23 protein-coding genes and 1 pseudogene are annotated in these 24549 nt (G+C 65.1%); 20 read left to right on the top strand and 4 right to left on the bottom strand.

Annotation, left to right across the window (positions count from 1 at the left end):
* The first annotated feature begins 109 nt into the window (after positions 1-109).
* The 10 genes from H1B27_RS28380 to ccoS all read left to right on the top strand — a co-directional run bounded on the left by H1B27_RS28380 (position 110) and on the right by ccoS (position 9620).
* Positions 110-943, top strand: coding sequence for a universal stress protein (locus tag H1B27_RS28380; protein WP_061878274.1), 834 nt, complete (start codon positions 110-112; stop codon positions 941-943).
* Positions 944-981: 38 nt separating this feature from the next.
* Complete coding sequence (locus H1B27_RS28375) at positions 982-1407, top strand: CBS domain-containing protein (protein WP_028179364.1); 426 nt, start codon at positions 982-984, stop codon at positions 1405-1407.
* A gap of 301 nt (positions 1408-1708) precedes the next feature.
* The gene (gene ccoN / locus H1B27_RS28370) at positions 1709-3358 is read left to right on the top strand and encodes a cytochrome-c oxidase, cbb3-type subunit I (protein ID WP_061878273.1); all 1650 of its coding nucleotides are present in this window, start codon (positions 1709-1711) and stop codon (positions 3356-3358) included.
* 12 nt (positions 3359-3370) lie between these two features.
* Complete coding sequence (gene ccoO, locus H1B27_RS28365) at positions 3371-4105, top strand: cytochrome-c oxidase, cbb3-type subunit II (protein WP_061878272.1); 735 nt, start codon at positions 3371-3373, stop codon at positions 4103-4105.
* Positions 4106-4118: 13 nt separating this feature from the next.
* The gene (locus tag H1B27_RS28360) at positions 4119-4283 is read left to right on the top strand and encodes a cbb3-type cytochrome oxidase subunit 3 (protein WP_028179361.1); all 165 of its coding nucleotides are present in this window, start codon (positions 4119-4121) and stop codon (positions 4281-4283) included.
* A gap of 6 nt (positions 4284-4289) precedes the next feature.
* On the top strand, positions 4290-5165 hold the full coding sequence (gene ccoP / locus H1B27_RS28355) for a cytochrome-c oxidase, cbb3-type subunit III (RefSeq protein WP_061878271.1): 876 nt from the start codon (positions 4290-4292) through the stop codon (positions 5163-5165).
* A gap of 118 nt (positions 5166-5283) precedes the next feature.
* A complete protein-coding gene (gene ccoG / locus H1B27_RS28350) occupies positions 5284-6750 on the top strand; it encodes a cytochrome c oxidase accessory protein CcoG (RefSeq protein ID WP_061878270.1) in 1467 nt (488 codons plus the stop codon).
* 16 nt (positions 6751-6766) lie between these two features.
* On the top strand, positions 6767-7252 hold the full coding sequence (locus tag H1B27_RS28345) for a FixH family protein (RefSeq protein WP_197968348.1): 486 nt from the start codon (positions 6767-6769) through the stop codon (positions 7250-7252).
* 11 nt (positions 7253-7263) lie between these two features.
* Positions 7264-9453 carry a cation-translocating P-type ATPase gene (locus tag H1B27_RS28340; protein ID WP_061878268.1) on the top strand — a complete coding sequence of 730 codons (2190 nt, stop codon included), beginning with the start codon at positions 7264-7266 and terminating at the stop codon, positions 9451-9453.
* Positions 9453-9620, top strand: coding sequence for a cbb3-type cytochrome oxidase assembly protein CcoS (gene ccoS / locus H1B27_RS28335; RefSeq protein WP_061878267.1), 168 nt, complete (start codon positions 9453-9455; stop codon positions 9618-9620). The genes H1B27_RS28340 and ccoS overlap by 1 nt, the downstream gene beginning before the upstream one ends.
* A gap of 92 nt (positions 9621-9712) precedes the next feature.
* Here the strand turns inward: ccoS and H1B27_RS28330 are convergent, their stop codons facing one another.
* A complete protein-coding gene (locus tag H1B27_RS28330) occupies positions 9713-10915 on the bottom strand; it encodes an MFS transporter (RefSeq protein ID WP_197968347.1) in 1203 nt (400 codons plus the stop codon).
* Positions 10916-11015: 100 nt separating this feature from the next.
* Complete coding sequence (locus H1B27_RS28325; protein ID WP_197968346.1) at positions 11016-11498, bottom strand: cupin domain-containing protein; 483 nt, start codon at positions 11496-11498, stop codon at positions 11016-11018.
* Between the two features lie 238 nt (positions 11499-11736).
* Between H1B27_RS28325 and H1B27_RS28320 the strand changes: the two genes are divergently transcribed.
* Both H1B27_RS28320 and H1B27_RS28315 read left to right on the top strand, forming a co-directional pair.
* Positions 11737-12021 (top strand): hypothetical protein, encoded by a 285-nt coding sequence (locus H1B27_RS28320; RefSeq protein ID WP_197968345.1) that lies wholly within the window; start codon positions 11737-11739, stop codon positions 12019-12021.
* Positions 12022-12106: 85 nt separating this feature from the next.
* On the top strand, positions 12107-12823 hold the full coding sequence (locus H1B27_RS28315) for a peroxiredoxin-like family protein (RefSeq protein WP_197968344.1): 717 nt from the start codon (positions 12107-12109) through the stop codon (positions 12821-12823).
* 387 nt (positions 12824-13210) lie between these two features.
* On the opposite strand, the gene H1B27_RS28310 is transcribed toward H1B27_RS28315, so the two are convergent.
* Positions 13211-14098, bottom strand: a complete 888-nt coding sequence (locus H1B27_RS28310) for a LysR family transcriptional regulator (RefSeq protein WP_061878668.1) — start codon at positions 14096-14098, stop codon at positions 13211-13213.
* A 177-nt stretch (positions 14099-14275) separates the two neighbouring features.
* Here H1B27_RS28310 and H1B27_RS28305 point away from each other — a divergent pair.
* From H1B27_RS28305 to H1B27_RS28295, 3 genes and pseudogenes are all read left to right on the top strand, one after another.
* Positions 14276-15101 (top strand): annotated as a pseudogene (locus H1B27_RS28305) (3-hydroxybutyrate dehydrogenase).
* Between the two features lie 70 nt (positions 15102-15171).
* The gene (locus H1B27_RS28300; RefSeq protein ID WP_061878262.1) at positions 15172-16314 is read left to right on the top strand and encodes a patatin-like phospholipase family protein; all 1143 of its coding nucleotides are present in this window, start codon (positions 15172-15174) and stop codon (positions 16312-16314) included.
* Between the two features lie 90 nt (positions 16315-16404).
* Positions 16405-17352: an oxygenase MpaB family protein gene (locus H1B27_RS28295; RefSeq protein WP_197968432.1), complete on the top strand. Its 948-nt coding sequence runs from the start codon at positions 16405-16407 to the stop codon at positions 17350-17352.
* Positions 17353-17504: 152 nt separating this feature from the next.
* Here H1B27_RS28295 and glgA read toward each other — a convergent pair whose 3' ends face one another.
* Positions 17505-18920 carry a glycogen synthase GlgA gene (glgA, locus tag H1B27_RS28290; RefSeq protein WP_061878261.1) on the bottom strand — a complete coding sequence of 472 codons (1416 nt, stop codon included), beginning with the start codon at positions 18918-18920 and terminating at the stop codon, positions 17505-17507.
* A 192-nt stretch (positions 18921-19112) separates the two neighbouring features.
* Between glgA and H1B27_RS28285 the strand changes: the two genes are divergently transcribed.
* From H1B27_RS28285 to H1B27_RS28265, 5 genes are all read left to right on the top strand, one after another.
* A complete protein-coding gene (locus H1B27_RS28285) occupies positions 19113-20309 on the top strand; it encodes a CaiB/BaiF CoA transferase family protein (RefSeq protein ID WP_197968343.1) in 1197 nt (398 codons plus the stop codon).
* A 131-nt stretch (positions 20310-20440) separates the two neighbouring features.
* Positions 20441-21976: an ABC transporter substrate-binding protein gene (locus H1B27_RS28280; protein ID WP_197968342.1), complete on the top strand. Its 1536-nt coding sequence runs from the start codon at positions 20441-20443 to the stop codon at positions 21974-21976.
* A 7-nt stretch (positions 21977-21983) separates the two neighbouring features.
* On the top strand, positions 21984-22934 hold the full coding sequence (locus tag H1B27_RS28275; protein WP_197968341.1) for an ABC transporter permease: 951 nt from the start codon (positions 21984-21986) through the stop codon (positions 22932-22934).
* Entirely contained in the window at positions 22921-23793 is an 873-nt protein-coding gene (locus H1B27_RS28270; protein ID WP_197968340.1) for an ABC transporter permease, read from the top strand. Before H1B27_RS28275 ends, H1B27_RS28270 begins: the two co-directional genes overlap by 14 nt.
* Positions 23790-24549: ABC transporter ATP-binding protein (locus H1B27_RS28265; RefSeq protein ID WP_197968339.1), on the top strand; the 760-nt coding region annotated here is incomplete at its 3' end. The genes H1B27_RS28270 and H1B27_RS28265, both read left to right, overlap by 4 nt.

Raw genomic sequence — 24549 nt, 5'->3', positions numbered from 1 at the left:
TCTCATTGAACAGCGAGAGAGCCAGAAAGCGCCTGTTTGATCTATCTCATCCTGCCGCGCGGCAGCAGGCTTACGATTTGCAAAAATTTGGTGATGCTGGAGATACCCGATGACATACGCGACCGTCATGGTCAGCTTGGCGCTCGATCAGCCCAACGAAGCGCGTCTTCAGGTCGCGGGGGATCTCGCCGAGCGCTTCGAGGCTGCCATCGTCGGGGTCGCCGCAGCGCAGTTCGCGCCGCCGCTCTATTTCACCGACGGCACCGAGGCGCAGGCGCTGATCGACGAGGGCGAAGCTTCGGTCAAGCGACGGCTGGCCGACCTGGAAGCACAATTCCGCGCAGCGACGAAGAATCGCGGCGGACACGTCGAGTGGCGCAGCGCGATGGATTTTCCGACGCGATTCGTGCTGGCGCAGGCGCGTTGCGCCGACATCGTCGTCAGCGGAGGGCAGAGCCCGGCCTTCTCCGATGCTTTCTCGCTCGCAAGCCCCAAGGATCTGGTGCTGCAGGCCGGCCGTCCGCTTCTCGTCGTCCCCGATCGGGTCAACTGGCTCGACCTGCGCAACGTGTTGGTGGCGTGGAAGGATACGCCGGAGGCGCGGCGGGCGGTGACCGACGCGCTGCCGATGCTGCGCAAGGCGACGGACATCACCATCGTTGAAATTCCAGAGCAGGGCAACGACCGCTCGGCCGTGATGGCCGGCGTCATCGACGTCGCCGCCTGGCTCGGCCGTTACGGCGTCACCGCGACCGCACGCGTCTCGGAGGCCGCAAGAGACGAAAGCCCCGCGGCGCATCTGGAGAAGGTCGCCGGCGACGTCGGCGCCGGCCTGATCGTCGCGGGCGCCTATGGTCATTCGAGATTTCGTGAGCTGATCCTCGGGGGCGTCTCCCAGTATCTAGTCACGCAAACCGCTCGGAGCGTGCTGCTGTCGCACTGACCGCCGGCCGGTCAGCATCGAATCGAGGAGGACGCGTCATGTACAAATTTCTTGAACAGACTGTCGACGGCTACATGACGCGCAACGTCAAAACGGTGCAGCGCGGCCTCGACTTGTTCCAGCTTAGCGAGATGTTCGAGACCGACGATTTCAACTCCTATCCGGTCGAAGACGACGGGCAGGTGGTCGGCATCGTCACCAAGTTCGACATCCTGAAGTGCTTCGCCTTCACGCCGACCCAGATGTTGCCGCGCTATGATGACCTGATGAGACGCAAGATCGGCGACGTCATGACTCCCGAGTTCATCTATGTCAGCCCCGACACGCGGCTGACACGCGTGCTCCAGATCATGGTCGAGCACCGCATCAGGAGCATCATCGTGCTCGACGGTGCACAGAAGCTGGTCGGCATCATCGCCCGCGAGGACGTCATCGCGGCGCTCAAGGCGACGGCGCGGGACTGACGTGACGCCTTTTTCCTTCTCCCCTTGTGGGAGAAGGTGGCGCGAAGCGAGGGGTATCTCTCCACACAGACACCGTTCCCTGCTGCACCAACCCCTCACCCAAGCGAGTTTGCCGCGCTGTCCTTGCTGCCCTCTCCCACAAGGGGAGAGGGCATTTCAACTAGCCGCACCGAAAAAATACGGAGGAACCCAGAAAATATTTGTCCGCTACGGCTCGCCTCCAAGGCCAGCTTGATTTCAATCAATTCCCCGCGAGGGTGAATGTGATTTCTGACGTTGTGTTCTTTCAGAGAGAATCCGCATGAGCCAGCCCTCCATCTCAAAATCCATGACCATCGGTGAAAGCGGCTTGGCTGTCGTGTTCGCAGTCACCGCTTTTCTTTGCGTGATCGCCTCGGCCAAGGCGCTCGATGCACCCTTCGCCTTTCACGCCGCGCTCAGCGCGGCGGCGAGCCTGGCTGCGGTGTTCTTCATCGTCAACCGCTACTTCGAACGGCCGGCGGCGTTGCCGCCCCAGGAAATCAACGGCCGCCCGAACTACAACATGGGGCCGATCAAGTTCTCCGCCTTCATGGCGATGTTCTGGGGCATTGCCGGATTCCTCGTCGGCCTCATCATCGCCTCGCAGCTGGCCTGGCCCGCGCTGAACTTCGATCTGCCCTGGATCAGCTTCGGCCGCCTGCGGCCGCTGCACACCTCTGCCGTGATCTTCGCCTTCGGCGGCAACGTCTTGGTCGCGACCTCCTTCTACGTGGTGCAGAAGTCCTGCCGCGCGCGCCTCGCCGGCGACCTCGCGCCGTGGTTCGTCGTGCTGGGCTACAACTTCTTCATCCTGGTCGCGGGCACGGGCTATCTGCTCGGCGTCACCCAGTCGAAGGAATATGCCGAGCCGGAATGGTACGCGGACTTGTGGCTGACCATCGTCTGGGTCGTCTATCTGCTGGTCTTCCTTGCCACCATCTTCAAGCGCAAGGAGCCGCACATCTTCGTTGCGAACTGGTTCTATCTCGCCTTCATCGTGACGATCGCGGTCCTGCATCTCGGCAACAACCCCGCGCTTCCGGTCTCGGTGTTCGGCTCGAAGTCCTACGTCGCCTGGGGCGGCATCCAGGACGCCATGTTCCAGTGGTGGTACGGCCACAACGCGGTCGGCTTCTTCCTGACCGCCGGCTTCCTCGCCATCATGTACTACTTCATCCCGAAGCGGGCCGAGCGGCCGATCTATTCCTACCGGCTCTCGATCATCCACTTCTGGGCGCTGATCTTCCTCTACATCTGGGCCGGCCCGCACCATCTGCACTACACGGCGCTGCCCGACTGGACGCAGACGCTGGGCATGACCTTCTCGATCATGCTGTGGATGCCCTCCTGGGGCGGCATGATCAACGGCCTGATGACGCTGTCGGGCGCCTGGGACAAGCTGCGCACCGATCCCGTGCTGCGCATGCTCGTGGTCTCCGTCGCCTTCTACGGCATGTCGACCTTCGAAGGCCCGATGATGTCGATCAAGGTGGTCAACTCGCTCAGCCACTACACCGACTGGACCATCGGTCACGTGCACTCCGGCGCGCTCGGCTGGGTCGGCTTCGTCTCCTTCGGCGCGCTCTACTGCCTGGTGCCGTGGGCCTGGAATCGCAAGGGCCTCTACAGCCTGAAGCTCGTCAACTGGCACTTCTGGATCGCGACCCTCGGCATCGTTCTCTACATCTCGGCGATGTGGGTGTCCGGCATCCTCCAGGGCCTGATGTGGCGTGCCTACACCTCGCTCGGCTTCCTCGAATATTCCTTCATCGAGACCGTCGAGGCGATGCATCCCTTCTACATCATCCGCGCCGCCGGCGGCGGGCTGTTCCTGATCGGCGCGCTGATCATGGCCTACAATCTCTGGATGACGGTTCGCGTCGGCGAACAGGAAGCCCAGATGCCCGTCGCTCTTCAGCCGGCGGAATGAGGAGCTAAAGAAATGTCGTTCTGGACACGCCACCAAATCTTCGAAAAGAACTCGATCATCCTGGTCGTCGGCATCCTGCTGGTGATCGCGATCGGCGGACTCGTCGAGATCACGCCGCTGTTCTACCTCAAGAGCACGATCGAGAAGGTCGACGGGGTCAGGCCCTACACGCCGCTGGAGCTCGCCGGACGCAACGTCTACGTCCGCGAGGGCTGCTATCTCTGCCATTCGCAGATGGTCCGGCCGCTGCGTGACGAGGTCGAGCGCTACGGCCACTTCTCGCTCGCCGCCGAGAGCATGTTCGACCATCCGTTCCAGTGGGGCTCCAAGCGCACCGGTCCGGACCTCGCCCGCGTCGGCGCCAAATATTCCGACGACTGGCACGTGACCCATCTGACCAACCCGCGCGCGATCGTGCCGCAGTCGGTGATGCCGGGCTATCCGTTCCTCAGCAGGGTCGAGGTCGACCCGGATGCGATCGCCGGCGACATGCGCACGCTCAGGACGGTCGGCGTCCCCTACAGCGACGAGCAGATTGCCAACGCCGCCGCCGACCTGAAGGCTCAGGCCGATCCGGACAACGCCGGCACCGATGCCTTCGGCAAGCGCTACGCCAAGGCCGTCGTGCGCAATTTCGACGGCAAGACCGGCACGCCGACGGAGATGGACGCGCTGATCGCGTACCTGCAGATGCTCGGCACGCTGGTCGACTTCAAGATCTACAACGAGAAAGCCAATCTTCGCTGAGAAGGCATGAACGATGAAAGCCATCCTGACCGTCCATAATCTTGCGTCCGATCTCGTGACGACGATCTGGACACCGGTGTTCGTCGCGATCTTTCTCGCGATCGTCGCCTACGCATTCTGGCCCCGTAACAAGGCTGTGTTCGACAAAGCGGCGCACCTGCCGTTGCGGGAGGAGTAGAGAACCATGACCGATCATTCTAGCGACATCGATTCCGTCTCCGGCAAGTCCACGACCGGACACGAGTGGGACGGCATCAAGGAGCTCAACACGCCGCTGCCGCGCTGGTGGGTGATCACCTTCTATCTCACCATCGTCTGGGCGATCGGCTACTGGATCGTCTATCCGGCCTGGCCGCTCATCTCCAGCAACACCACCGGCGTGTTCGGCTACTCCTCGCGCGCCGACGTCGCAGTCGAACTCGCCAACCTCGAGAAGATCCGCGGTGACAAGATGGTGGCGCTGGGTGCGGCCTCGCTCGTCGACATCGAGAAGGACCCGGCTCTGCTGGCGCTCGCCCGCGCCAAGGGCAAAACCGTGTTCGGCGACAATTGCGCGCCGTGTCACGGCTCCGGTGCCGCCGGTGCCAAGGGCTATCCCAATCTGAACGACGACGACTGGCTTTGGGGCGGCACGCTCGACCAGATCATGCAGACCATCCAGTTCGGCGCACGGTCCGGCCATGCCAAGACGCATGAGGGCCAGATGCTCGCCTTCGGCAAGGACGGCGTGCTGAAGGGCGACGAGATCGTCACGGTCGCCAATTACGTGCGGTCGCTGTCGGGTCTTTCCACCCGCAACGGCTACGACGCCGCCAAGGGCCAGAAGATCTTTGCGGAGAATTGCGCCGCCTGTCACGGCGATGCCGGCAAGGGCAACCTGGAGCTCGGCGCACCGAACCTGACCGACAAGATCTGGCTCTATGGCTCCGACGAGGCGAGCCTGATCGAGACCATCAGCCAGGGCCGCGCCGGCGTGATGCCGGCCTGGGAAGGCCGGCTCGATCCCGCCACCATCAAGGCGATGGCGGTCTATGTCCACTCGCTCGGCGGCGGCAAATAGCCGATCCGCGACCGACGACTTCAGGCGGGGGCGAAGAAAAGCGCCCCCGTTTGCGTTGGATCAAGGGCCTTGCCGGCGCCGGGTCTAGGTTTGATCGCACCTCTTGAAAGATTCAGCGATGAACAAGGCCGTCAATCCGAACGAACTCAAGCCAGCGGACGACGGCGGGCCACTCTATGCGGCCCGCAAGAAGGTCTACCCGCAGAGCGTCTCGGGCACGTTTCGGCGGATCAAATGGTCCCTGATGGCGGTCTGCCTCGGCGTCTACTATTTCCTGCCGTTCGTACGCTGGAATCGCGGCCTCGGCGCCCCCAGCCAGGCGGTGCTGATCGATCTTCCCAACAGCCGCTTCTATTTCTTCTTCATCGAGCTGTGGCCGCAGGAGGTCTACTACTTCACCGGCCTGCTGATCGTGGCCGCGGTGGCGCTGTTCCTGATGAACTCGGTCGGCGGCCGCATCTGGTGCGGCTATCTCTGTCCGCAGACGGTGTGGACCGACCTGTTCTACGCCGTCGAACGTCTGGTCGAGGGCGACCGGCGCGAGCGGATGAAGAAGGACAAGTCGTCCGATCCGCTGAAGCTCGAGCGCATCTCCGAGATCGTGCTCAAGCATTCGATCTGGATCTTGATCGCGTGGTGGACCGGCGGCGCCTGGGTGCTCTATTTCAGCGACGCGCCGACCTTGGTGAAGGAGCTCGTCACCTTCCAGGCGCCGATGATCGCCTATGTCTGGATCGGCATCCTCACCGCGACGACCTACCTCCTCGCCGGCTTCATGCGCGAGCAGGTCTGCACCTATATGTGCCCGTGGCCGCGCATTCAGGCCGCGCTCACGGATGAATGGGCGCTCAACGTCACCTATCGCTACGATCGCGGCGAGAAGCGCACTTCGGTGAAGAAGGCAGCCGAGCTGCGCGCGCTCGGCCAGCAGGTCGGCGATTGCGTCGACTGCTACCAATGCGTCGCGGTCTGCCCGACCGGCATCGACATCCGCAACGGACCGCAGCTCGAATGCATCCAGTGCGGGCTCTGCATCGACGCCTGCGACAACGTGATGGCGAAGATCGGCCGGCCGAAGCGCCTGATCGGCTACGACAACGACATCAACATCCACCGCCGCCAGGAAGGCAAGGCGCCGATCTACCGCATCGTCCGCGCCCGCACCGTCGTCTACAGCGCGATCATCGCGGCGGTCGGCGGCATCATGATCTACACGCTCGCGACCCGCAGCCTGCTCGACGTCAACGTGCTGCACGACCGCAATCCGGTCGCGGTCAAGCTCAGCGACGGCTCGATCCGCAACGCCTACACGGTGCGGCTGCTCAACAAGAGCGGCTATGACCGCGTCATCGCGATCGACGCTGACGGGCCGGTCAATTCGACCGTTCACGTCGTCGGCGTCGATTCGGTGACCCCGGATCGGCCGATGATCGTGATCCCGCGCGACTCGACGAGCGAGCTCCGCCTTCTCGTCACCGCGCCGGCCGACAACAACCCGGAGAAGTCGATTCCGGTCCGCTTCCACGTCACGGACATCGGGCTCGGCGTCGTCGCATCCGCCACCGACAATTTCGTCTCGCCTTAAGGATCAGGAGACTGCCATGGCTTCCAAGCCTCTGACCGGAACCAAGGTCTTGCTGATGCTGGTCGCTTTCTTCGGCGTCGTGATCGGCGTCAACGGGACCATGATGAAGCTCGCGATCGCGACGCTGCCCGGCACCGACGTCGACAGCCCCTACGCCGCGGGCCTCGTCTATGACCGCGAGATCTCGGCGGCGCAGGACCAGGCCGCGCGCAAATGGAAGGTCAACGCCCATATCGAGCGCCGCAACGACGGCGGCGCCTCGGTCCAGGTCGAAGCCCGCGATGCCGGCGGCCAGCCGATCTCCGGGCTCAAGTTCGGCGGCCGGCTGGAGCGGCCGACCGACAAGCGTGCCGATCTCGCCGTCGAGCTGACCGAATCCGGCATCGGTCTCTATCGCGGCGGTGCCGCGTCCGTCGCGCCGGGCCAATGGGACCTGGTGATCGAGGGCGAGGCGCGAGGAACACGCGTGTTCCTGTCGCGCAACCGCGTGATCCTGAACTGAAGGACTTCGTCATGCACGTCACGCGGGATTTCTCGCACTACGTCCGAAACGCGGGTGAGGGCATCCAGCACATCGATCTCGCGGTCGAAGGCGTTCACTGCGCTGGGTGCATGGCCAAGATCGAACGCGGCCTGTCCGCCATCCCCGACGTCACGCTGGCGCGCGTGAATCTCACCGACCGCCGCGTCGCGCTGGAATGGAAGGCGGGCACGCTCGATCCCGGCCGGTTCATCGATCGACTCGAGGAGCTCGGCTACAAGGCCTATCCGTTCGAGACCGAAAGCGCGGAGGAGGCCGAGGTCGCCGAATCGCGTTTCCTGCTGCGCTGCCTCGGCGTCGCGGCATTCGCCACCATGAACGTGATGATGCTGTCGATCCCGGTATGGTCGGGCAACGTCTCGGACATGCTGCCGGAGCAGCGCGACTTCTTCCACTGGCTGTCGGCGCTGATCGCATTGCCGGCGGCGGCCTATGCCGGCCAGCCGTTCTTCCGCTCGGCCTGGCGCGCGCTGTCGGCGAAGACCACCAACATGGACGTGCCGATCTCGATCGGCGTGATCCTGGCGCTCGGCATGTCCGTGGTCGAGACCATCCACCACGCCGAGCACGCCTATTTCGACGCCGCGATCATGCTGCTGACCTTCCTCCTGGTCGGCCGCTTCCTCGACCAGAACATGCGGCGGCGGACCCGCGCGGTCGCCGGCAATCTCGCGGCGCTGAAAGCGGAGACGGCTGCGAAGTTCGTGGGCCCCGGCGAAATCTCGCAAGTGCCGGTAGCTGCCATCCATCCCGGCGACATCGTGCTGCTGCGGCCGGGCGAGCGCTGCGCGGTCGACGGCACCGTGATCGAGGGACGTTCCGAGATCGACCAGAGCCTGATCACCGGCGAGACGCTCTATGTCACGGCGGAGCAGGGCACGCCGGTCTATGCGGGATCGATGAACATCTCGGGCACGCTGCGGGTGCGGGTCTCGGCCGCCTCGGAGGCGACGCTGCTCGCCGAGATCACGCGGCTGTTGGACAATGCGCTGCAGGCGCGCTCGCGCTACATGCGGCTCGCCGACCGCGCCTCGCGGCTGTACGCGCCGGTGGTGCATGCGACCGCGCTACTGACCATCCTCGGCTGGGTCATCGCCGGCGCGAGCTGGCATGATGCGATCGTCACCGGCGTTGCCGTCCTCATCATTACCTGCCCCTGTGCGCTGGGCCTTGCCATTCCGACCGTGCAGACGATCGCCTCCGGCGCGATGTTCAAGTCCGGGGTGTTGCTGAATTCTGGGGACGCGATCGAGCGGATGGCGGAAGCCGACCATGTCATCTTCGACAAGACCGGCACGCTGACGCTGCCTGATCTCGAAGTGATGAATGCGGCCGACATCCCCGCCGACGTCTTCGAGCTCGCCGGCCGGCTCGCGCTGTCGAGCCATCATCCGGTCGCCGCCGCCGTCGCTCAGGCTGCCGATGCGAAGTCTCCGATCGTCGGCGCGGTCGAAGAACCCGGGCAGGGCGTCCGCGCGACCGTGGACGGCGTCGAGCTTCGCCTCGGCCGTCCGTCCTACTGCGGTGCCGAGACGCTGGTCGGCGGCGCCACGCTCGATCCCGAAGCCTCCGTCGTCGCTTTCAGCAAGGGCAGCGAGAAATTCGTCCTCTCGGTACGCCAGGGCCTGCGTCCGGATGCGCAGGCCGTGGTCGCGGCCCTGAAGGCGCGCAACATCGGCATCGAGATCCTGTCCGGCGACCGCGAGCCGGCGGTGAAGGCTGCGGCGCAGGCGCTCGCTATGCCCGAGTGGCGCGCCGGCGTCACGCCAGCCGACAAGATCGCGCGGATCGAAGAGCTGAAGCAGCGCGGCGCCAAGGTGCTGATGGTCGGTGACGGCATGAACGATGCGCCGTCATTGGCGGCGGCCCATGTGTCGATGTCGCCGATCTCGGCCGCGCATCTCAGCCAGGCCACCGCCGATCTCGTCTTCCTCGGCCGGCCGCTCGCCCCCGTGGTTGCCGCGATCGATGCTTCGCGCAAGGCGCTGCACCTGATGCGGCAGAACCTCTGGCTTGCGATCGGCTACAACGTGCTTGCCGTTCCGGTCGCGATCAGCGGCATCGTGACGCCTCTGATCGCGGCAGCGGCCATGAGCGGATCCTCGATCCTGGTCATGCTGAATTCGCTGCGTGCCCGCAGCACCTCGCGGGAGATCGTGTGATGGAGATCCTCGTCATCCTGGTCCCGCTGGCTTTGATGCTCGGAGGTGCCGGTCTCGTCGCCTTCCTCTGGTCGCTGCGCAGCGGCCAGTACGACGATCTCGACGGTGCCGCCTGGCGCGCCATCGCCGACGACGAGCCGCCGCAGGAGGCCCCGGTCGAGCGTTAAAGCATGATCCGGAGCGCAGCGGTTTTCCGAAAAGATCATGCTTAAACAACAACCTAAAGCGCGATGACGATTCATCCCAATCGCATCGCGCGTTAGCGCTTCAGGTCGACGGTGAGCAGGGCGGCCAGCGCGAGCGCCACGCCCACACCGGCGACGCAGGCCTGCCAGCCGAGAGCATCGAACAGCCGGCCGAGCACGGCCGTGCCGACGAGCCCGCCGCAGAAATAACACGCAAGATAGGTCCCGCTGGCGATGCCGCGGTTGTCGGTTGCGGCCTGTCCGACGAAGCCCGTCGCGGCGGCCTGCGCGAAGAATGTGCCGATGCCGACCAGAACCATGCCGGCGAGCACCGCGCCCAGATGCGGCGCCAGCATCAAGGGCAGGCCCAGCCCGGCGACAGCGAGCGCGCTCCAGATGGTGGGGCGCGTTCCCAGCCGCGCGGCCACCTTGCCGGCCAGCAGCGTCGTGACGACCGACGGCAGGAAGACGAAATAGACGAGGCCCAGATCCATCATGCCCAGCGACAGCGGTGGCCGCACCAGCACGAAATTGACGAAGGTGAAGATGCCGATGAAGGCGAACAGGATGCAGAAGCCGATGCCGAAAGCGGCCCGCAGCCGTCGATCGCGCCAATGCGCGATGGTGGCGGAGACCGGCGAAGCCGCCGGCATCATCGCATGCATCGGCCGCACGCGCTGGATGGTGAAATAGACCAGTAACGCGCCGGCCAGGTTCAGCGCTGCGAAGAAGTAGAAGTTCCAGGCGAGTCCGAGGCTATCGGCCACGGCCGCCGAGATCAGCCGGCCGACAAGGTTGCTGGCGACATTGCCGGTGATGTAGGCGGCAAACGCACTGCCGGCGTCCTTGGCACTGCATTGCTCGCCGAGATAAGCGAGGGTGAGCGCGAAGGCGGCCGCCATGCACAGGCCCTGCGCGACGCGCAGGACGGTGAAGACGGCAAGATTTGGCGCGGACGCCAGCAGGCCGGTGGGAATCGCAAGAAGTGCCAGGCCGAGCAGGATGCCCGTTCGCCGGTCGATATGCGGGCTGAAGAAGCCGACGACGAGACCTGCGACCGCCATGCCGAAGGTGCTGGCATTGACGGCAAAGCCCATCGCTGCGGGTGTGACGCCGTAGTGCCGCGTCAGCGAGGGCAGGATCGCCTGCGTCGCGAAAAGGTCGACGACGGTCAGGAAGGCGGTGAGGCCGATCACGAGCGACCGAAGCGCGAGACCAGGGGAATGCGCCTCGTTCGTCATCACGTCCTGTTTGATGGGAGCGGAAATATCGGTCATGGCCTGATTTTCCTGTGAGGAATGTGGCGCCCGGCACGCCGGCGGCATGGGGGATCCCGGGCGCCACACCCGGCAACGAGTGCTGGGGCTGGGGCGCTCGTTACATGTGATGGTCGTTGGGATCCTTGCGGACGTCGCCGACGTAGAGGATGACCGTCTCCTTGCCGAGATTCTTCCACCAATGCGAGGTGCCGTAGACTTCGGGGCGGATGTCGCCGGCCTTGTGCACGATCGGATCGACGCAATTGGAGGCGTATTCGACGATCTCGCCCTGCTGCACGAAGATCAGGGCGGGGCGGTCGTCATGGCTGTGCCAGGGCACGATGCCGCCGGGCGCGATGGTCAGCTTGCGGAAGCGCAGTTCGCGGCCCTCGATATGCGCCGGCTGCTTGCCGAGGTCGATCGCGCCGAGCGTGACGTCGGTGACGCCGACGGGTTTGTGGTCGACCATCTGCTGTGCGTTCGGCTTGATCTTGCCGGCTGGACATTCGCCGGCGACTACCGGCTGCGCCGAGAGGGTCAGGGCGCCGACGATTGCAAGGCCTGGCCAGGTCAGGCGCGACAGAGCATGGCTCGTGGACATGGGGAGGTCTCCTGTGTTGGCCGCAACCTCGCTGGTCGCCGGCTGTGGCAGGAGTTTCTTCGAGCCGCGGCTCGTCCTGAAATGCCCTTTCGCTCTCGCTGCAATAGCGCGGTGCTATGCCGATAGGCGGCGGCTATTGAACCGATTGTGGATCGGCATTTCCGCTCGCGCGGCTTCCACCGTTCGATGACGAAGCGCCCGATTGGCGGGCGTTCACGTCAATTCGGAGGAGCATCCCATGACAAGACTGTCCAAGACCCTGATCGCCACCGCCGCGTTTGCGGTCATCGCCACATCGGCCCTCTCGGAGGCCGCCTGGGATTTCAAGGCCGGCATGGCCTATGTCTATGGTGGGCCTGGCAAGATGTCGGCGATGGCGATGGCGCCGGCCGAGAAGAACCACGAGGCCATGATGAAGCACGCGAAGAAGGTACCCGACAACACGGTCTTCTTCATGGACAACGGGACGCTGTACTCTGCCTCGGGGCGGCTCGATCCCACCGGCAACTTCTACGTGAACTGAACCGATCCTGGCAGCGCGGCCGCCCCTTGCGGGCGGCCGAACCGGGAAACTACTATTGGCCCCCAGGGAATGCCGGAGCAGAAAGATGACGTCTCTCTCGCCAGCCGACACCGAACAGCTCAGACTCGCCTTCCAGCGCTGCCGCGACATGGACGGTACGCTGAACGAACAGCTCCGCGCCTATGCGGATGCCAGCCGCGAAGTCTTCCCGGCCTATGGCGAGGCGGTCGATCGGCTGGTGGCGCGATTGGACGGAAACGGCGGTGGCGCGACCGCGCCGCGCGCGGGCGATGCGATGCCGCCGTTCATGCTGCCTGACGAGGGCGGGCGTCTCGTCGCGATGCCTGCGCTGCTGGAGCGCGGTCCGCTCGCCGTGATGTTCTTCCGCGGCCATTGGTGTCCCTATTGCAGGCTCAATGTCCGCGCCGTGGTTCAGGCACGCGATCGCATCGAGGCCATGGGGGCGCAGGTCGTCGCAATCGTGCCGGAGACGCAGGAATATACCGGACAGCTCAAGGCCGAGTCCGGCGCGCCGTTTCCGATCCTGACCGATCTCGACAACGGCTACGCGCTGTCGCTCAATCTCGCGATTTGGCTCGGCACCGAGATTCAGCAACTGCTGTCCTATCAGGACATGGCGAAATTCCACGGCAATGACGGCTGGATGCTGCCGATCCCGGCCGTATTCGTCGTCGGCCGCGACGGCATCGTGAAGGCTCGCTTCGTCGATCCGGATTTTCGCAAGCGCATGGAGATCGACGATCTGATCGAAGCGCTGGAGAGCGCGAGCCGGGAGAACTAGGTCTGCGCGGGCGGACTGCTCCCTCTTTCTTCCCTTGTTGTCGAACAGATACATGATGCTCTTGCAAGCAGCGAGATGCAGATTGAAGTGCCCTCGCCCCTTGTGGGAGAGGGCAGCGACGCCGGTTGACACGAACTCACTTGGGTGAGGGGTATGCCTCCAAGCTTTCCGTGGAGAGATACCCCTCATCCGGCGCTTCGCGCCACCTTCTCCCGCAAGGGGAGAAGGAAGGCGCCGGATGAGGGGTATCTAGTCCCATACACTGATGTCCGTGGAGATATACCCCTCACCCAAGTGAGTCCGCTTCCGGCACCTTCGCTGCCCTCTCCCACAAGGGGCGAGGGCGCAGCAATGCGCATCTCGCCTGCTGGGAGAATGCTTCCCCAGCTACCCCGCGATTTCCCGCCAATCGGCGCCGCGCAGCATGCGCATCACGGCATTGCCTACGGCCGTGCGTTGTCGGCCCGCGACCCCATAAAGGTTGACGGTACGGCGGGCATCCAGCCCTGCCACTGCGGCGCGTGTCAGCCGCTCCGGCACGGGCGAGGTGTGCGGCACCATGGCGACGCCCATGTCGGCCTCGACCAGCTCGATCAGATCGCGCTCGTTCGAGACCTCATGGCCATGTTCGATGTCGATGCCGTGTTCGCGCAGGCTCGCGGAGATGCGGCGCGCGTGCTCGCAGAAGGTGCGGCTCAGTAGCTGCTCGGATCGCAAATCGTCCAGATCGACGCTGGCGCGGCCGGCCAGCCGGTGTCCGTCGCCGACCACGAGCTCGAAATTCTCGGTGAACAGCGGCCAGACGTCGAGCCGGTCCCAGGCCTCGTCGATCTCCGCAGCGATGCCGAGCTCGGCTTCGCCCTTCTTCAGGAAATCGCCGACCTCCCGGTTCGAGCCGCGCAGGAAGCGGAATTCGAGCCGGTTGAACTGCCGCTTGATCTCGTTGAGATGTGGAATGAGCAAGGCGAGGTCGATCGAATGCGTCAGCGCAATGCGGAGCGCACCGATCTCCCCGCTTTTGAACGAGGAGGCGAGCGAACGTGCGCCGGCGGCGGCGTCATAGCACTGCTTCAGAAGCGGATGCATGCGTTGACCGAGCTCGGTCAATTGCGCCGCCGGCCGTTCGCGGCGGAACAGGTCGCCGCCGAGCTCGGCCTCCAGCTGCTTGATCGCGCGCGTCAGCGACGGCTGCGTGACGTTGCACTCCTCGGCCGCGCGCGTGAAATTCAAGAGCTGCGCCACCGCGAGGAAATAGCGGACCTGGTGCATTTCCATGGATCGGCTCCGAGCGAGAATGAACTCGATCTTATCGGATCGGCCGGCGAATGACATCCCGCCCGCAATAGCGCGCGCCTATGGATTCGGAAGCCAGCCGGTATTTCCGTTTGGGCGGGCGATGCTCCAGCTTCTGCGCAGGCTGGAAACCCAGTCATTGCCAATGGAGACCGCGTCATGAACATACCGCTGAAGCCGCAGACATCTCAACCTGCCCGCGCGCTGGCGGGCAAGGTGGCACTGGTCACGGGCTCGACCAGCGGAATCGGTCTCGGCATCGCGCGTGCCCTGGCGGCGGCCGGCGCCGACATCGTGCTGAACGGGCTTGGCGTTGCCAGCGAGATCGGCCGGACCCGCGAGCAGATCGCCGCCGAGTTCGGCATCAAGGCGAGCTTCTCGCCGGCCGACATGACGAAACCCAAATCAATCGCCGAGATGATCGCGGCGACCATCGCCCAATCGGGCCGGCTCGACATTCTCGTCAACAATGCCGGGATCCAGCACGTCGCGCCGCTCGATCAGTTCCCGGTGGAGAAATGGGATCAGATCCTCGCGATCAACCTGAGCTCGGTGTTCCACACGACGCGGCTCGCACTGCCGGCGATGCGGCGGAACGGCTTTGGCCGGATCATCAATGTCGCCTCCGCGCACGGTCTGGTCGGCTCGCCATTCAAGGCGGCCTATGTCGCGGCCAAGCACGGCATCGTCGGACTCACGAAAGTCACCGCGCTCGAGACCGCGGAGGAGGGCATCACCTGCAATGCGGTCTGCCCGGGCTACGTCTATACGCCGCTGGTCGAGGCGCAGATCGACGGGCAGGCCAAGGCGCACGGCATCTCCCGCGACGAGGGTGATCCGCGACGTGCTGCTGGCACAGCAGCCGAACAAGCGTTTTGCGACAGTCGAAGAGCTCGGCGCGCTCACGGTGTTCCTGTCGACAGACGCGGCCGCGTCCATCACGGGCGTCGCGCTGCCTGTCGACGGCGGCTGGACCGCGCACTAACATGAGCCGGCGTAACAAGCCGCAGTCGACAGCGAATAACCGGGCAGTGCAGGCTGATCAGGAGCGACCCATGAATGGCACGCAAACCAACATACAGCGCAAGGATATCCCGGGTCAGGTCGTGCTGGTGCTCCAGGGCGGCGGCGCGCTCGGCTCGTACCAGGCGGGCGTCTACCAGGCGCTACACGAGGCCGGCATAGAGCCGGACTGGGTCATCGGCACCTCGATCGGCGCCATCAATGCGAGCCTGATCGCGGGCAACGCGCCGGAGCAACGGCTCGCGCGCTTGAGGGAGTTCTGGAAACGGATGGAGCAGCAGCCGGTCTGGGACTGGCGTGCCGGATTTCCGGGCTTCAACGAGAAGCTGGCCTATTGGTCGACCGTCACCCACGGCATTCCAGGCTTCTTCCGCCCCAATCCGCTGGCGCATGCCGGAGATTCCTTTCCGCTGGGGGCTGATCACGCCGGCTATTATTCGACGGCTCCGCTGGAGAAGACGCTGAGCGAGCTCGTTGATTTCGACCTGGCCAATCGCTGCGCGCCGCGCCTGACGGTCGGTGCGGCTCATGTCGGTACCAGCGAAATGCGCTATTTCGACAGCCGCGACGGCGAGCTGACGGTGAAGCATGTGATGGCCTCGGGCGCGCTGCCGCCGGCATTCCCGGCCGTGCGCATCGACGGCGAACTCTATTGGGACGGCGGCATCCTGTCGAACACGCCGACGGAAGCGGTGTTCGACGACAATCCCCGCAGGGATTCGCTCATTTTTTCCGTGCATCTGTGGAATCCCGTCGGGCCCGAACCGAGCACGATGGCGGAGGTGCTGAACCGGCACAAGGACGTGCAATATTCCAGCCGCATCGCGAGCCAGATCGTGCGACAGCAGCAGGCCCATCGCCTGCGCCATGTGATCAACCAGCTTGCGGCACGGCTACCCGAGAGCGAGCGCGACGACCCCGCCGTGCGTGAGCTGACGAGCTACGGTTGTCCGACCCGCATGCATGTGGTGCGGCTGCTGGCGCCGCAGCTCGAGCGCGAGACGCATACCAAGGACATCGATTTCAGTCCGTCCGGGATCACGCGGCGGTGGCATGCCGGCTATGCCCACACGAAGGCGGTGCTGGCGCGCAAGCCGTGGATCGGCGAATTCGATCCGCTCGCCGGCGTGGTGCTGCACGAGCACATGGACGAGATGCCGATGGCAGCGGAGTAGGGCCTTGTTCGTCATTGCTTTGCACGACGACGATTTCGCAGGCGCGCGGTCCGGAGTATGGTCGCCGTGTCTTCATCGCGAGGCCTGCAATTGGTCGCTGAGAAGGATCTGGAGGAGTCGCTCGATACGCTGCGTACGAACGCGGCGGGACCGGTCGCAGGCGTGTTCGGTCCGGCCTCGCTGACCTGGCAGATCGACCGGGAGGCCGTGATCTTTCTCGGTGCCGGCCGTGCGCTGCTGCTGCAGCTGGCCCATCCATGGGTGGCGGCGGCGATCGCCGAGCATTCGCGCACCCTGGCCGATCCGATCGGCCGCTTCCATCGCACCTTCGACATCGTCTTCACGATGGTGTTCGGCTCGCTGGACCGGGCGCTGCTGTCGTCCCGGCAGCTGCATCGGCGTCACAGCATGATCGTCGGCGAGATGCCCGAGACCGTGGGTCCGTTCGCGGCCGGCTCGCGCTACTGCGCCAACGACATCCCAGCGCTGCGTTGGGTCCATGCGACGCTGGTCGAGACGGCGCTCATGGCACATGATCTGGTGCTGCCGCCACTCTCGGTGGAGGAGCGCGATCGCTATTGGAGCGAAGCCAGGCTGTACGGCGCCCTGTTCGGATTGACGGGGGATGATTTGCCGGCGGACTGGTCCGGCTTCGTGGCCTACACCACCGCAATGGCGCAGTCGGAGACGTTGACCGTCAGCCCAGCGGCGCGCGAGATCGGCGCACAGATATTCAGCGGCGCCCGCCCCTGGTTGCGGCCACCGCGATGGTATCGCGCGCTCACGGCAAGGATGCTGCCAGAGCGCTTGCGCGCCGGCTTTGGTTTCGAGCTTGACGCGCGGGATATCCGGTCGGTCGACCATGCACTGCGATGGATCAGGCGCGTCTATCCGAGATTGCCCGACAGGCTGCGCTATGTCGGCCCCTACCAGGAGGCGCAGGCGCGGCTGCGGGGCGAGATGTATCCTGATTGGATGACCCGCTGTCTCAACCGCGCCTGGATCGGACGGCCGCAGATGGATGTGCGCGGGAAGTAGAGTCTTGGAAGTCGGTTATCCGTGCAGTTGACGGCCCGCCGTCATTCCGGGGCGCGCAGCGCGAGCCCGGAATCCATTTCTCAGAGCATTCCGGCGGCACGATGGATTCCGGGCTCGCGCCAAGCGGCGCGCCCCGGAATGACAGCAGCGCCTCACACCGACGCTAGCTTGCGGTACAGTGCGCTATAGCTGCCGGCCGAGATGCTCCAGGAGAACGATCGTCCCATGGCGCTGCGGCGCATGGTATCGAGCTGGTCTTGCGCCATGAAGGCCGAGAAGGCCCGGCGGACGCCGCCGAGGAAGGACTCGTGCGAGGGCTTCGAAAACAGGAATCCGGTCTCGCCGTCGGTGATGGTCTCGGCGAGCCCGCCGGTCTGGTGCCCGATCGGCAGCGAGCCGAAGCGCTGAGCATACATCTGGCTGAGGCCGCACGGCTCGAAGCGCGACGGCATCAAGGTGAAGTCGCTGCCGGCGAAGATGCGGCGCGCCTGGGCGTCGTTGAAGCCGATCGCAACCCCGATGGCGTCCGGGCGACGGCGGTGCGCGTCGATCAGGGCCTGCTCGAGCGCCGGCTCGCCGGAGCCGGTGACCACGATCTGCCCGCCGGCGTCGACGATCTCGTCGGCCGCCGACAGCACGAGGTCGATGCCCTTCTGGTGCACGAGCCGCGCGACGATGCCGAACATCGGGCCGCGCGAGACCGCTAAGCCGAACTGCTTGCGCACGTAATCCGCATTGGCCCTCTTGCCGACCCAGTCGCCAGCGCCGAACTGCTGGGCGAGCTGGGCGCAGGAGCGCGGGTCCCAGCTCTCGTCGATGCCGTTGAGGATGCCGGTGAGCTCGGCCGCATCCGAGCGCAGGCGAAGCAGGCCTTCGAGGCCGCAGCCGAATTCGGCCGTGGTGATCTCCCGCGCATAGGTGCCGCTGACGGTGGTGAGGTGCGAGGCGTAGACCAGCCCGGCCTTGAGGAAGGAGACCTGGTCGTAGAACTCGACGCCGTCAATGTGGAAGGAGCTCTCCGGTGCGCCGATCCGCCGCAGCGAGTCCTTCGGGAAGAGGCCCTGATAGGCGAGGTTGTGAATGGTCAGGATCGACGGCAGCTTGGCGCCGCGCCAGGCAAGGTACGCCGGCACGAGCGAGGCCGGCCAGTCATTGGCATGGATCAGGTCCGCTGCCCAATTCTTGTCCAGCTTGCCCATGGCGAGCTCAGCCGCCGCGGAGGCAAATCGCGCGAAGCGGATGTCGTTGTCGGGCCAGTCGCGTCCGGCCTCGTCTCCATAGGGATTGCCGGGCCTGTCGTAGAGCTGTGAGCACAACAGCACATAGACCGGCAACCCGTCCTTGGTCGCGGCCCGGCCGAGCGAGCAGGCCGGCATCTCCGCAAATGCAGGGCAGCGGCCGACGATCTGAATATGCGTGAGTTGCTCGATGATGTCGCGATAGCCGGGCAGCATGATCCGGATATCGGCGAAGGAGCGAAGTGCACGGGGAAGAGCGGCGGAAACGGCGCCCAGTCCGCCAACGCGGATGAAGTCATCCATCTCAGTGGTGACGAACAAGACCCTCAAGAACAGCTGCCCTCTTCCGATCCCGCTTGCTGCTATGCAAGAACGGGTCCAGTTGTCCTGGAATTTCCAAGCCCGCCCACGCGACGCGTCCGTGCGGTAACCACTTTCCTACTCGGCCGCCGCCCTCTAGGGTCGCCGCATCAACAACAAAGCACTTCGTTGGTTCCTAAGAGACCCAAGGCGTGAGCAGGCATGCAGTTATCAGATAAGCATGAGGGGACGTTGACAAAGGTCATGGCAGGTTTGCGGGTCCTGGATTTCTCGACCACCATCGCCGGCCCCCATTGCACGCGGATGCTCGCCGACATGGGCGCCGAGGTCATCAAGATCGAGACCGACGGCGGAGAGACGATGCGGACCCGGCCACCGCTGCGCAAGGGGTGCAGCACCGTGTTCGGCCAGCTCAATGTCGGCAAGAAGAGCGTGGTCCTCGACCTCAAGTCCGAGGACGGCAGGGAGGCGGTGCGCCGGCTGGCCGCGACGGCCGACATTCTGGTGGAGAATTTCCGCCCGGGCGTGATGCACCGGCTACGGCTCGACTACGACAGGCTGTATCAGGTCAATCCGCGGCTGATCTACTGCTCGATCTCCGGCTACGGCCAGACCGGCCCCTCGGCCGAGCTGCCGGCCTACGCGCCCGTGATCCATGCGGCCTCCGGCTACGACATGGCGCATCTGGCCTACCAGCCGGGCCGCAGCCGTCCCGATTATTGCGGCATCTACCATGCCGACATCGTCACCGGCACCTACGGCTTCGGCGCGATCGCCTCGGCGCTCTATCAGCGCACGGCCACCGGGCTTGGCCAGCACATCGACGTCTCCATGCTGGAATCGATGCTGACCTTGACGGTGATCGAACTGCAGAACGCGCAATTCGCGGTGAAGCCGCCGCCGCGACCGATGTTCGGGCCGACCGAGACGGGCAACGGCTATGTCATGATCACCGTCGCCAGCGAGAAGACGTTTCAGGGATTGATGGGCGTGATTGGACGCCCCGAATGGATCTCCGATCCACGCTTCGCCACCTACGCCGCGCGTCGCGAGAACTGGGCGGACCTGATGGATGGCGTCGAAGTCTGGTCGCGCCAGCTCACGACCGATGCATGCCTCCTGGCGCTCGGTGCGGCCGGCGTGCCGGCCTCGGCCTATCGCACCGTGTCCGAGGCGCTCGCCGATCCGCAGCTCGCGCATCGGCAGGCGCTCTCCGAAGTGCAGGACGAGGGTGGCTCCTTCCGGGTGCTCAATCTTCCGTTCCGGATGTCCGGCGCCGATACCACATCGGGCAAGACGGTCGCCGCGCTTGGCGAGCACACGGATGCGCTGCGCGAGGAGCTCGGCCTCGCAGACGATGCGCCAATTCCGCCAGGCAAAACAGCCGCGACATATTGAGCAACATCGCCGCCGCTTGCGGCGTTTGAACTCCCGTGCGTTCCTCTTGCGGTGGCGAGCATTTGTCGCCAATCTCGCCCTCAAGTCATTCGACGATCCGAAACATCGGACGCGGGATCCCGGGAGGAACCATGACGAACATTGCTGCCGCAGTGCGCAAGCACGTGCCGATTCTCCTCGTTGCGGCGTTGGCACTGGCCGGGCCCGCCCAGGCGCAGAAGCCGGGAGGCAGCATTACGGTCGGCCAGGAGCTGGATATCCCGGGCTTCGATCCCCTCAAGGTCGGCGTCTACGACACCTCGACCTTCACCGCGGCTGCCGCGATCTTCGATACGCTAACCACGCTCGACGACAAGGGCGAGGCCGCACCGAAACTGGCGGTGTCATGGACCCATTCCGACGACTACAAGAGCTGGACCTTCAAGCTGCGCCAGGGCGTGAAATTCCACGACGGCACGCCGTTCAACGCGCAGGCCGTCAAGGAGAATTTCGACCGGCAGAAGGACCCTGCCAACAAGTGCCGCTGCGCCTTCTACATCACCAACGTCAGGGAGGTGCTGGCGCCGGACGAATACACCCTCGTCTATAACCTCACCGATCCTTCGGTGAACTGGCCGGCGGTGATCACCATCCAGAGCCAGAACAATGCGGTGCACTCGCCGACGGCATGGAAGACCAAGGGCGACGATTACAATCGCAACCCGGTCGGCACCGGTCCCTACATCCTGAAATCCTGGACCGCCGGCGACCGCATGGTGCTGGAGAAAAACCCCAACTATTGGGACAAGGGCCGCCCCTATCTCGACCGCATCGTCCTGAAGCCGCTGCCCGACGCACAGTCGCGCTTCGCCTCGCTGCAATCGGGCGAGGCCGACATCATCTGGGACGATGAGAACGACGCCGACAACATCATGAAGGCGCAGAAGGATCCCAAGCTCACCGTGCACACCTACAAGGGCTCGGGCGCGCAGGTCTACGCCTTCAACACCAAGGTTGCGCCGTTCGACGACGTGCGCGTGCGCCAGGCGCTGGTGATGGCGATCGATCGTCCGAAGATGTCGCAGGCGATCAGCAACGGCCTCAGTCGGCCCGCGACCAACCCCTATGGCGACGGCTCCTGGGTCAAGTGCAAGGACGACGGCGCGCTGCCGTTCGACGTCGAAAAGGCCAAGGCGCTGATCAAGGATTACGGCAAGCCGGTCGAGTTCAAGATGCTGGTGACGGCAACGCCCCGCGGCCGCATGATCGGCCAGGTGCTCCAGCAGTTCTGGAAGCGCGTCGGCGCCAACATGGAAATCGAGCAGGTCGACCAGGCCACCATTCCCTCGCGGGCCTTCACCCGCCAGTTCCAGCTGACGCCGTGGCGCATCGTCGATCTCGCCGATCCCGATCCGCAGATGTACGCGAACTTCCGCAGCGGCAGCCCGCTGGCGCTCTCCGGCTTCTCAAATCCCGACCTCGACAAGCTTCTGGACCACGCGCGCGTCACCGCCGACCTCGGCCAGCGTACCGAGGATTACTGCGCTATCAGCCGCCTGATCAACAAGGAGGCGATCTGGTTCTGGACCTTCCAGAATACCTATTACGCGCTGTCGAGCGCCAAGCTGAAGGGCTTTCCGAAGATCTACAACGGCGTGATCGACGTCTCGAACACCTGGCTGGAATGACCACGCGATGCTGAACTTCGTCGTTCGGCGGCTCCTTGCCATCCTGCCGGTTCTGCTGGCCGTCTCGCTGCTCACCTTCCTGATCGCCTCGCTGCTGCCGGGCGATCTCGCCTTCGTCATCCTCGGCGATCAGGCGACGCCGGAGAATGTCGCGGCGCTGCGGCGTGACATGGGGCTGGATCAGCCGCTGTGGTGGCGTTACCTGAGCTGGCTCGGCCACGTGTTGCAGGGCGATCTCGGCCGTTCGTTCCGGACCGGTCAGACGGTGTTGCAGGCGGTCGCCGAGCGCATCCCGGTCTCGCTGCAACTGATGCTGATGGCCGAATTCATCGGGCTCGTGATCGGCGTTCCCGTTGCGATCGCCTGCGCTGCGCGCGCCGGCGGCGCCTTCGACCGCTTCATGACCGGCAGCGCCTTCGCCATGCTGTCGATGCCTTCGTTTCTCACCGCGATCCTGCTGATCTATCTGTTCGCGGTCGAGCTGCACTGGCTGCCCGCGACCGGCTATGTGCCGTTCACCGAGGAGCCGCTGGCGAATCTGCGCTTCTTCGTGCTGCCGGCCCTGACGCTCGCGCTCGCGGAATGGCCGGGCATCATGCGGGTGCTGCGCTCCGACATGATCGCGACCCTGCAGGAGGACTATATCGCGCTCGCCAAAGCAAAAGGCCTCAAGCCATCCCGCATCCTGTTCGTGCATGCGCTGAAGCCTTCGTCGCTGACCCTGGTGACGGTGACAGGCATCAATATCGGCCGCCTGCTCGGCGGCACGCTGATCGTGGAATCGATCTTCGCGCTGCCCGGCATCGGCCGGCTGCTCGTCGGCGCGATCTACACCCGCGACCTCGTCATCCTCCAAGGCGTGGTGCTGCTGGTTGCCTGCGGCTTCGTCATCGTCAACTTCATCGTCGACATGCTCTATGCCGTGCTCGATCCGAGGATCCGCCATGGCCACGCTTGAGCTGTCAGTTCAGGACGAAATGGTCTCCACGCCCGTCCGCGGCAGGCGCAAGCTCGGCTTACTGTTCTGGCTCGCGAGCGGCTGGGTCGCGATCATCCTGTCGCTCGCCATTCTTGCGCCGCTGCTGCCGCTGCAGAACCCTGTCGACATGGACATGCTGGAGCGCCGCGCGCCGTTCTCGACCGAGCACTGGCTCGGCACCGACGGGCTCGGCCGCGACGAGCTTGCCCGGCTGATCTTCGGTGCGCGGGTGTCGCTGACCGTTGGGCTGATCGCGCCGATGATCGGCCTCGTCGTCGGCGGCGCGCTCGGCCTGCTGGCCGGCTATTTCCGCGGCCGGTTCGAAACGCTGGTGGTCGGCAGCATGGACGTGCTGCTCGCCTTTCCGCCGCTGATCTTCGCGCTCGCCGTGACGGCGTATCTCGGCCAGTCCATTCCCAATCTCACCTTGATCCTCGGCGTGCTCGGCATTCCCGCCTTCATGCGCGTGGCGCGCGCTGCGACGCTGACCCTGGCGCGGCGCGAGTTCGTGATCGCGGCCGAGGCGCTCGGTGCGAGCCATGCGCGTATCCTGCTGCGCGAGCTGCTGCCGAACGTGCTGCTGCCACTGCTCGCCTTTTTCCTGCTCGGCGTTGCCGTCACCATCGTGGTCGAGGGTGCGCTGTCCTTCCTCGGCCTCGGCGTGCCGCCGCCGATGGCGAGCTGGGGCAGCATGATCGGCGAGGGCCGCGAGAGCCTCGACGTCGCGCCGCGGCTCGCCTTCCTGCCGGCCGCAGCCCTGTTTGTGACCGTGCTGGCGTTCAACCTCGTCGGCGACACCTTGCGGGCACTGACCGATCCGCGTCAGGGGGCGCTGTGAACGCGCCGCTGCTGACCATCGAGGACGTCGCGGTCGAGCTGCCGACCCCGCGCGGCAGCTTGCGCGCGGTCGATCATATCGACCTCTCGCTGGAGGGTGGTCGCACGCTCGGCATCGTCGGCGAATCCGGCTGCGGCAAGACCATGCTGTCGCGCGCCGTGCTTCAGCTGCTGCCGAAGAAAGCGAAGCTGACGGGGCGCGTGATGTTCGACGGCCAGGACCTGGTGCGGCTCGATTCCGAGCGCCTGCGACAGCTGCGCGGCCGAGATCTCGCGGTCGTGTTCCAGGACCCCATGACCTCGCTCAACCCGGTCCTGACCATCGGCACGCAACTGATGGAGACGATCCAGGAACATCTCGAGCTCGACACTTCCACCGCGAAAGCGCGAAGCATCGAGCTGCTTGCCGCGGTCGGCATTCCCGCGCCGGAGCAGCGGCTCGCGCAATATCCGCATCAATGCTCCGGCGGCATGCGCCAGCGCATCGCGATCGCGATCGCATTGTCCTGCGAGCCCAAGCTCTTGATCGCGGACGAGCCGACCACCGCGCTCGACGTCACCATCCAGGCGCAAATCCTCGATCTGCTCGCGCGCGAGCAGCGTCGCCGTCACATGGCGATGATCATCATCACCCATGATCTCGGTGTCGTCGCCGGCCGTGCCGACGAGGTCGCGGTGATGTATGCGGGCAGGGTGGTCGAGCGCGCGCCGACCTCGGCGTTGTTCAAGCGCATGCACATGCCCTACACCGAGGCGC

The sequence above is a fragment of the Bradyrhizobium diversitatis genome, from assembly GCF_016031635.1.
Lineage (GTDB): Bacteria > Pseudomonadota > Alphaproteobacteria > Rhizobiales > Xanthobacteraceae > Bradyrhizobium > Bradyrhizobium diversitatis.
Note: the sequence above shows the minus strand (reverse complement) of the source record. Positions and strands in the feature narration are given on the sequence as shown.

Coding starts and splice junctions, on each gene's coding strand:
- H1B27_RS28330 (WP_197968347.1), bottom strand. CDS start 10,915: ATGACCGATATTTCCGCTCCCATCAAACAGGACGTGATGACGAACGAG.
- H1B27_RS28315 (WP_197968344.1), top strand. CDS start 12,107: ATGACGTCTCTCTCGCCAGCCGACACCGAACAGCTCAGACTCGCCTTC.
- ccoG (WP_061878270.1), top strand. CDS start 5,284: ATGAACAAGGCCGTCAATCCGAACGAACTCAAGCCAGCGGACGACGGC.
- H1B27_RS28345 (WP_197968348.1), top strand. CDS start 6,767: ATGGCTTCCAAGCCTCTGACCGGAACCAAGGTCTTGCTGATGCTGGTC.
- ccoS (WP_061878267.1), top strand. CDS start 9,453: ATGGAGATCCTCGTCATCCTGGTCCCGCTGGCTTTGATGCTCGGAGGT.
- H1B27_RS28320 (WP_197968345.1), top strand. CDS start 11,737: ATGACAAGACTGTCCAAGACCCTGATCGCCACCGCCGCGTTTGCGGTC.
- H1B27_RS28275 (WP_197968341.1), top strand. CDS start 21,984: ATGCTGAACTTCGTCGTTCGGCGGCTCCTTGCCATCCTGCCGGTTCTG.
- H1B27_RS28285 (WP_197968343.1), top strand. CDS start 19,113: ATGCAGTTATCAGATAAGCATGAGGGGACGTTGACAAAGGTCATGGCA.
- ccoP (WP_061878271.1), top strand. CDS start 4,290: ATGACCGATCATTCTAGCGACATCGATTCCGTCTCCGGCAAGTCCACG.
- H1B27_RS28270 (WP_197968340.1), top strand. CDS start 22,921: ATGGCCACGCTTGAGCTGTCAGTTCAGGACGAAATGGTCTCCACGCCC.
- H1B27_RS28380 (WP_061878274.1), top strand. CDS start 110: ATGACATACGCGACCGTCATGGTCAGCTTGGCGCTCGATCAGCCCAAC.
- H1B27_RS28360 (WP_028179361.1), top strand. CDS start 4,119: ATGAAAGCCATCCTGACCGTCCATAATCTTGCGTCCGATCTCGTGACG.
- H1B27_RS28310 (WP_061878668.1), bottom strand. CDS start 14,098: ATGGAAATGCACCAGGTCCGCTATTTCCTCGCGGTGGCGCAGCTCTTG.
- H1B27_RS28325 (WP_197968346.1), bottom strand. CDS start 11,498: ATGTCCACGAGCCATGCTCTGTCGCGCCTGACCTGGCCAGGCCTTGCA.
- ccoN (WP_061878273.1), top strand. CDS start 1,709: ATGAGCCAGCCCTCCATCTCAAAATCCATGACCATCGGTGAAAGCGGC.
- H1B27_RS28280 (WP_197968342.1), top strand. CDS start 20,441: ATGACGAACATTGCTGCCGCAGTGCGCAAGCACGTGCCGATTCTCCTC.
- H1B27_RS28300 (WP_061878262.1), top strand. CDS start 15,172: ATGAATGGCACGCAAACCAACATACAGCGCAAGGATATCCCGGGTCAG.
- ccoO (WP_061878272.1), top strand. CDS start 3,371: ATGTCGTTCTGGACACGCCACCAAATCTTCGAAAAGAACTCGATCATC.
- H1B27_RS28375 (WP_028179364.1), top strand. CDS start 982: ATGTACAAATTTCTTGAACAGACTGTCGACGGCTACATGACGCGCAAC.
- H1B27_RS28340 (WP_061878268.1), top strand. CDS start 7,264: ATGCACGTCACGCGGGATTTCTCGCACTACGTCCGAAACGCGGGTGAG.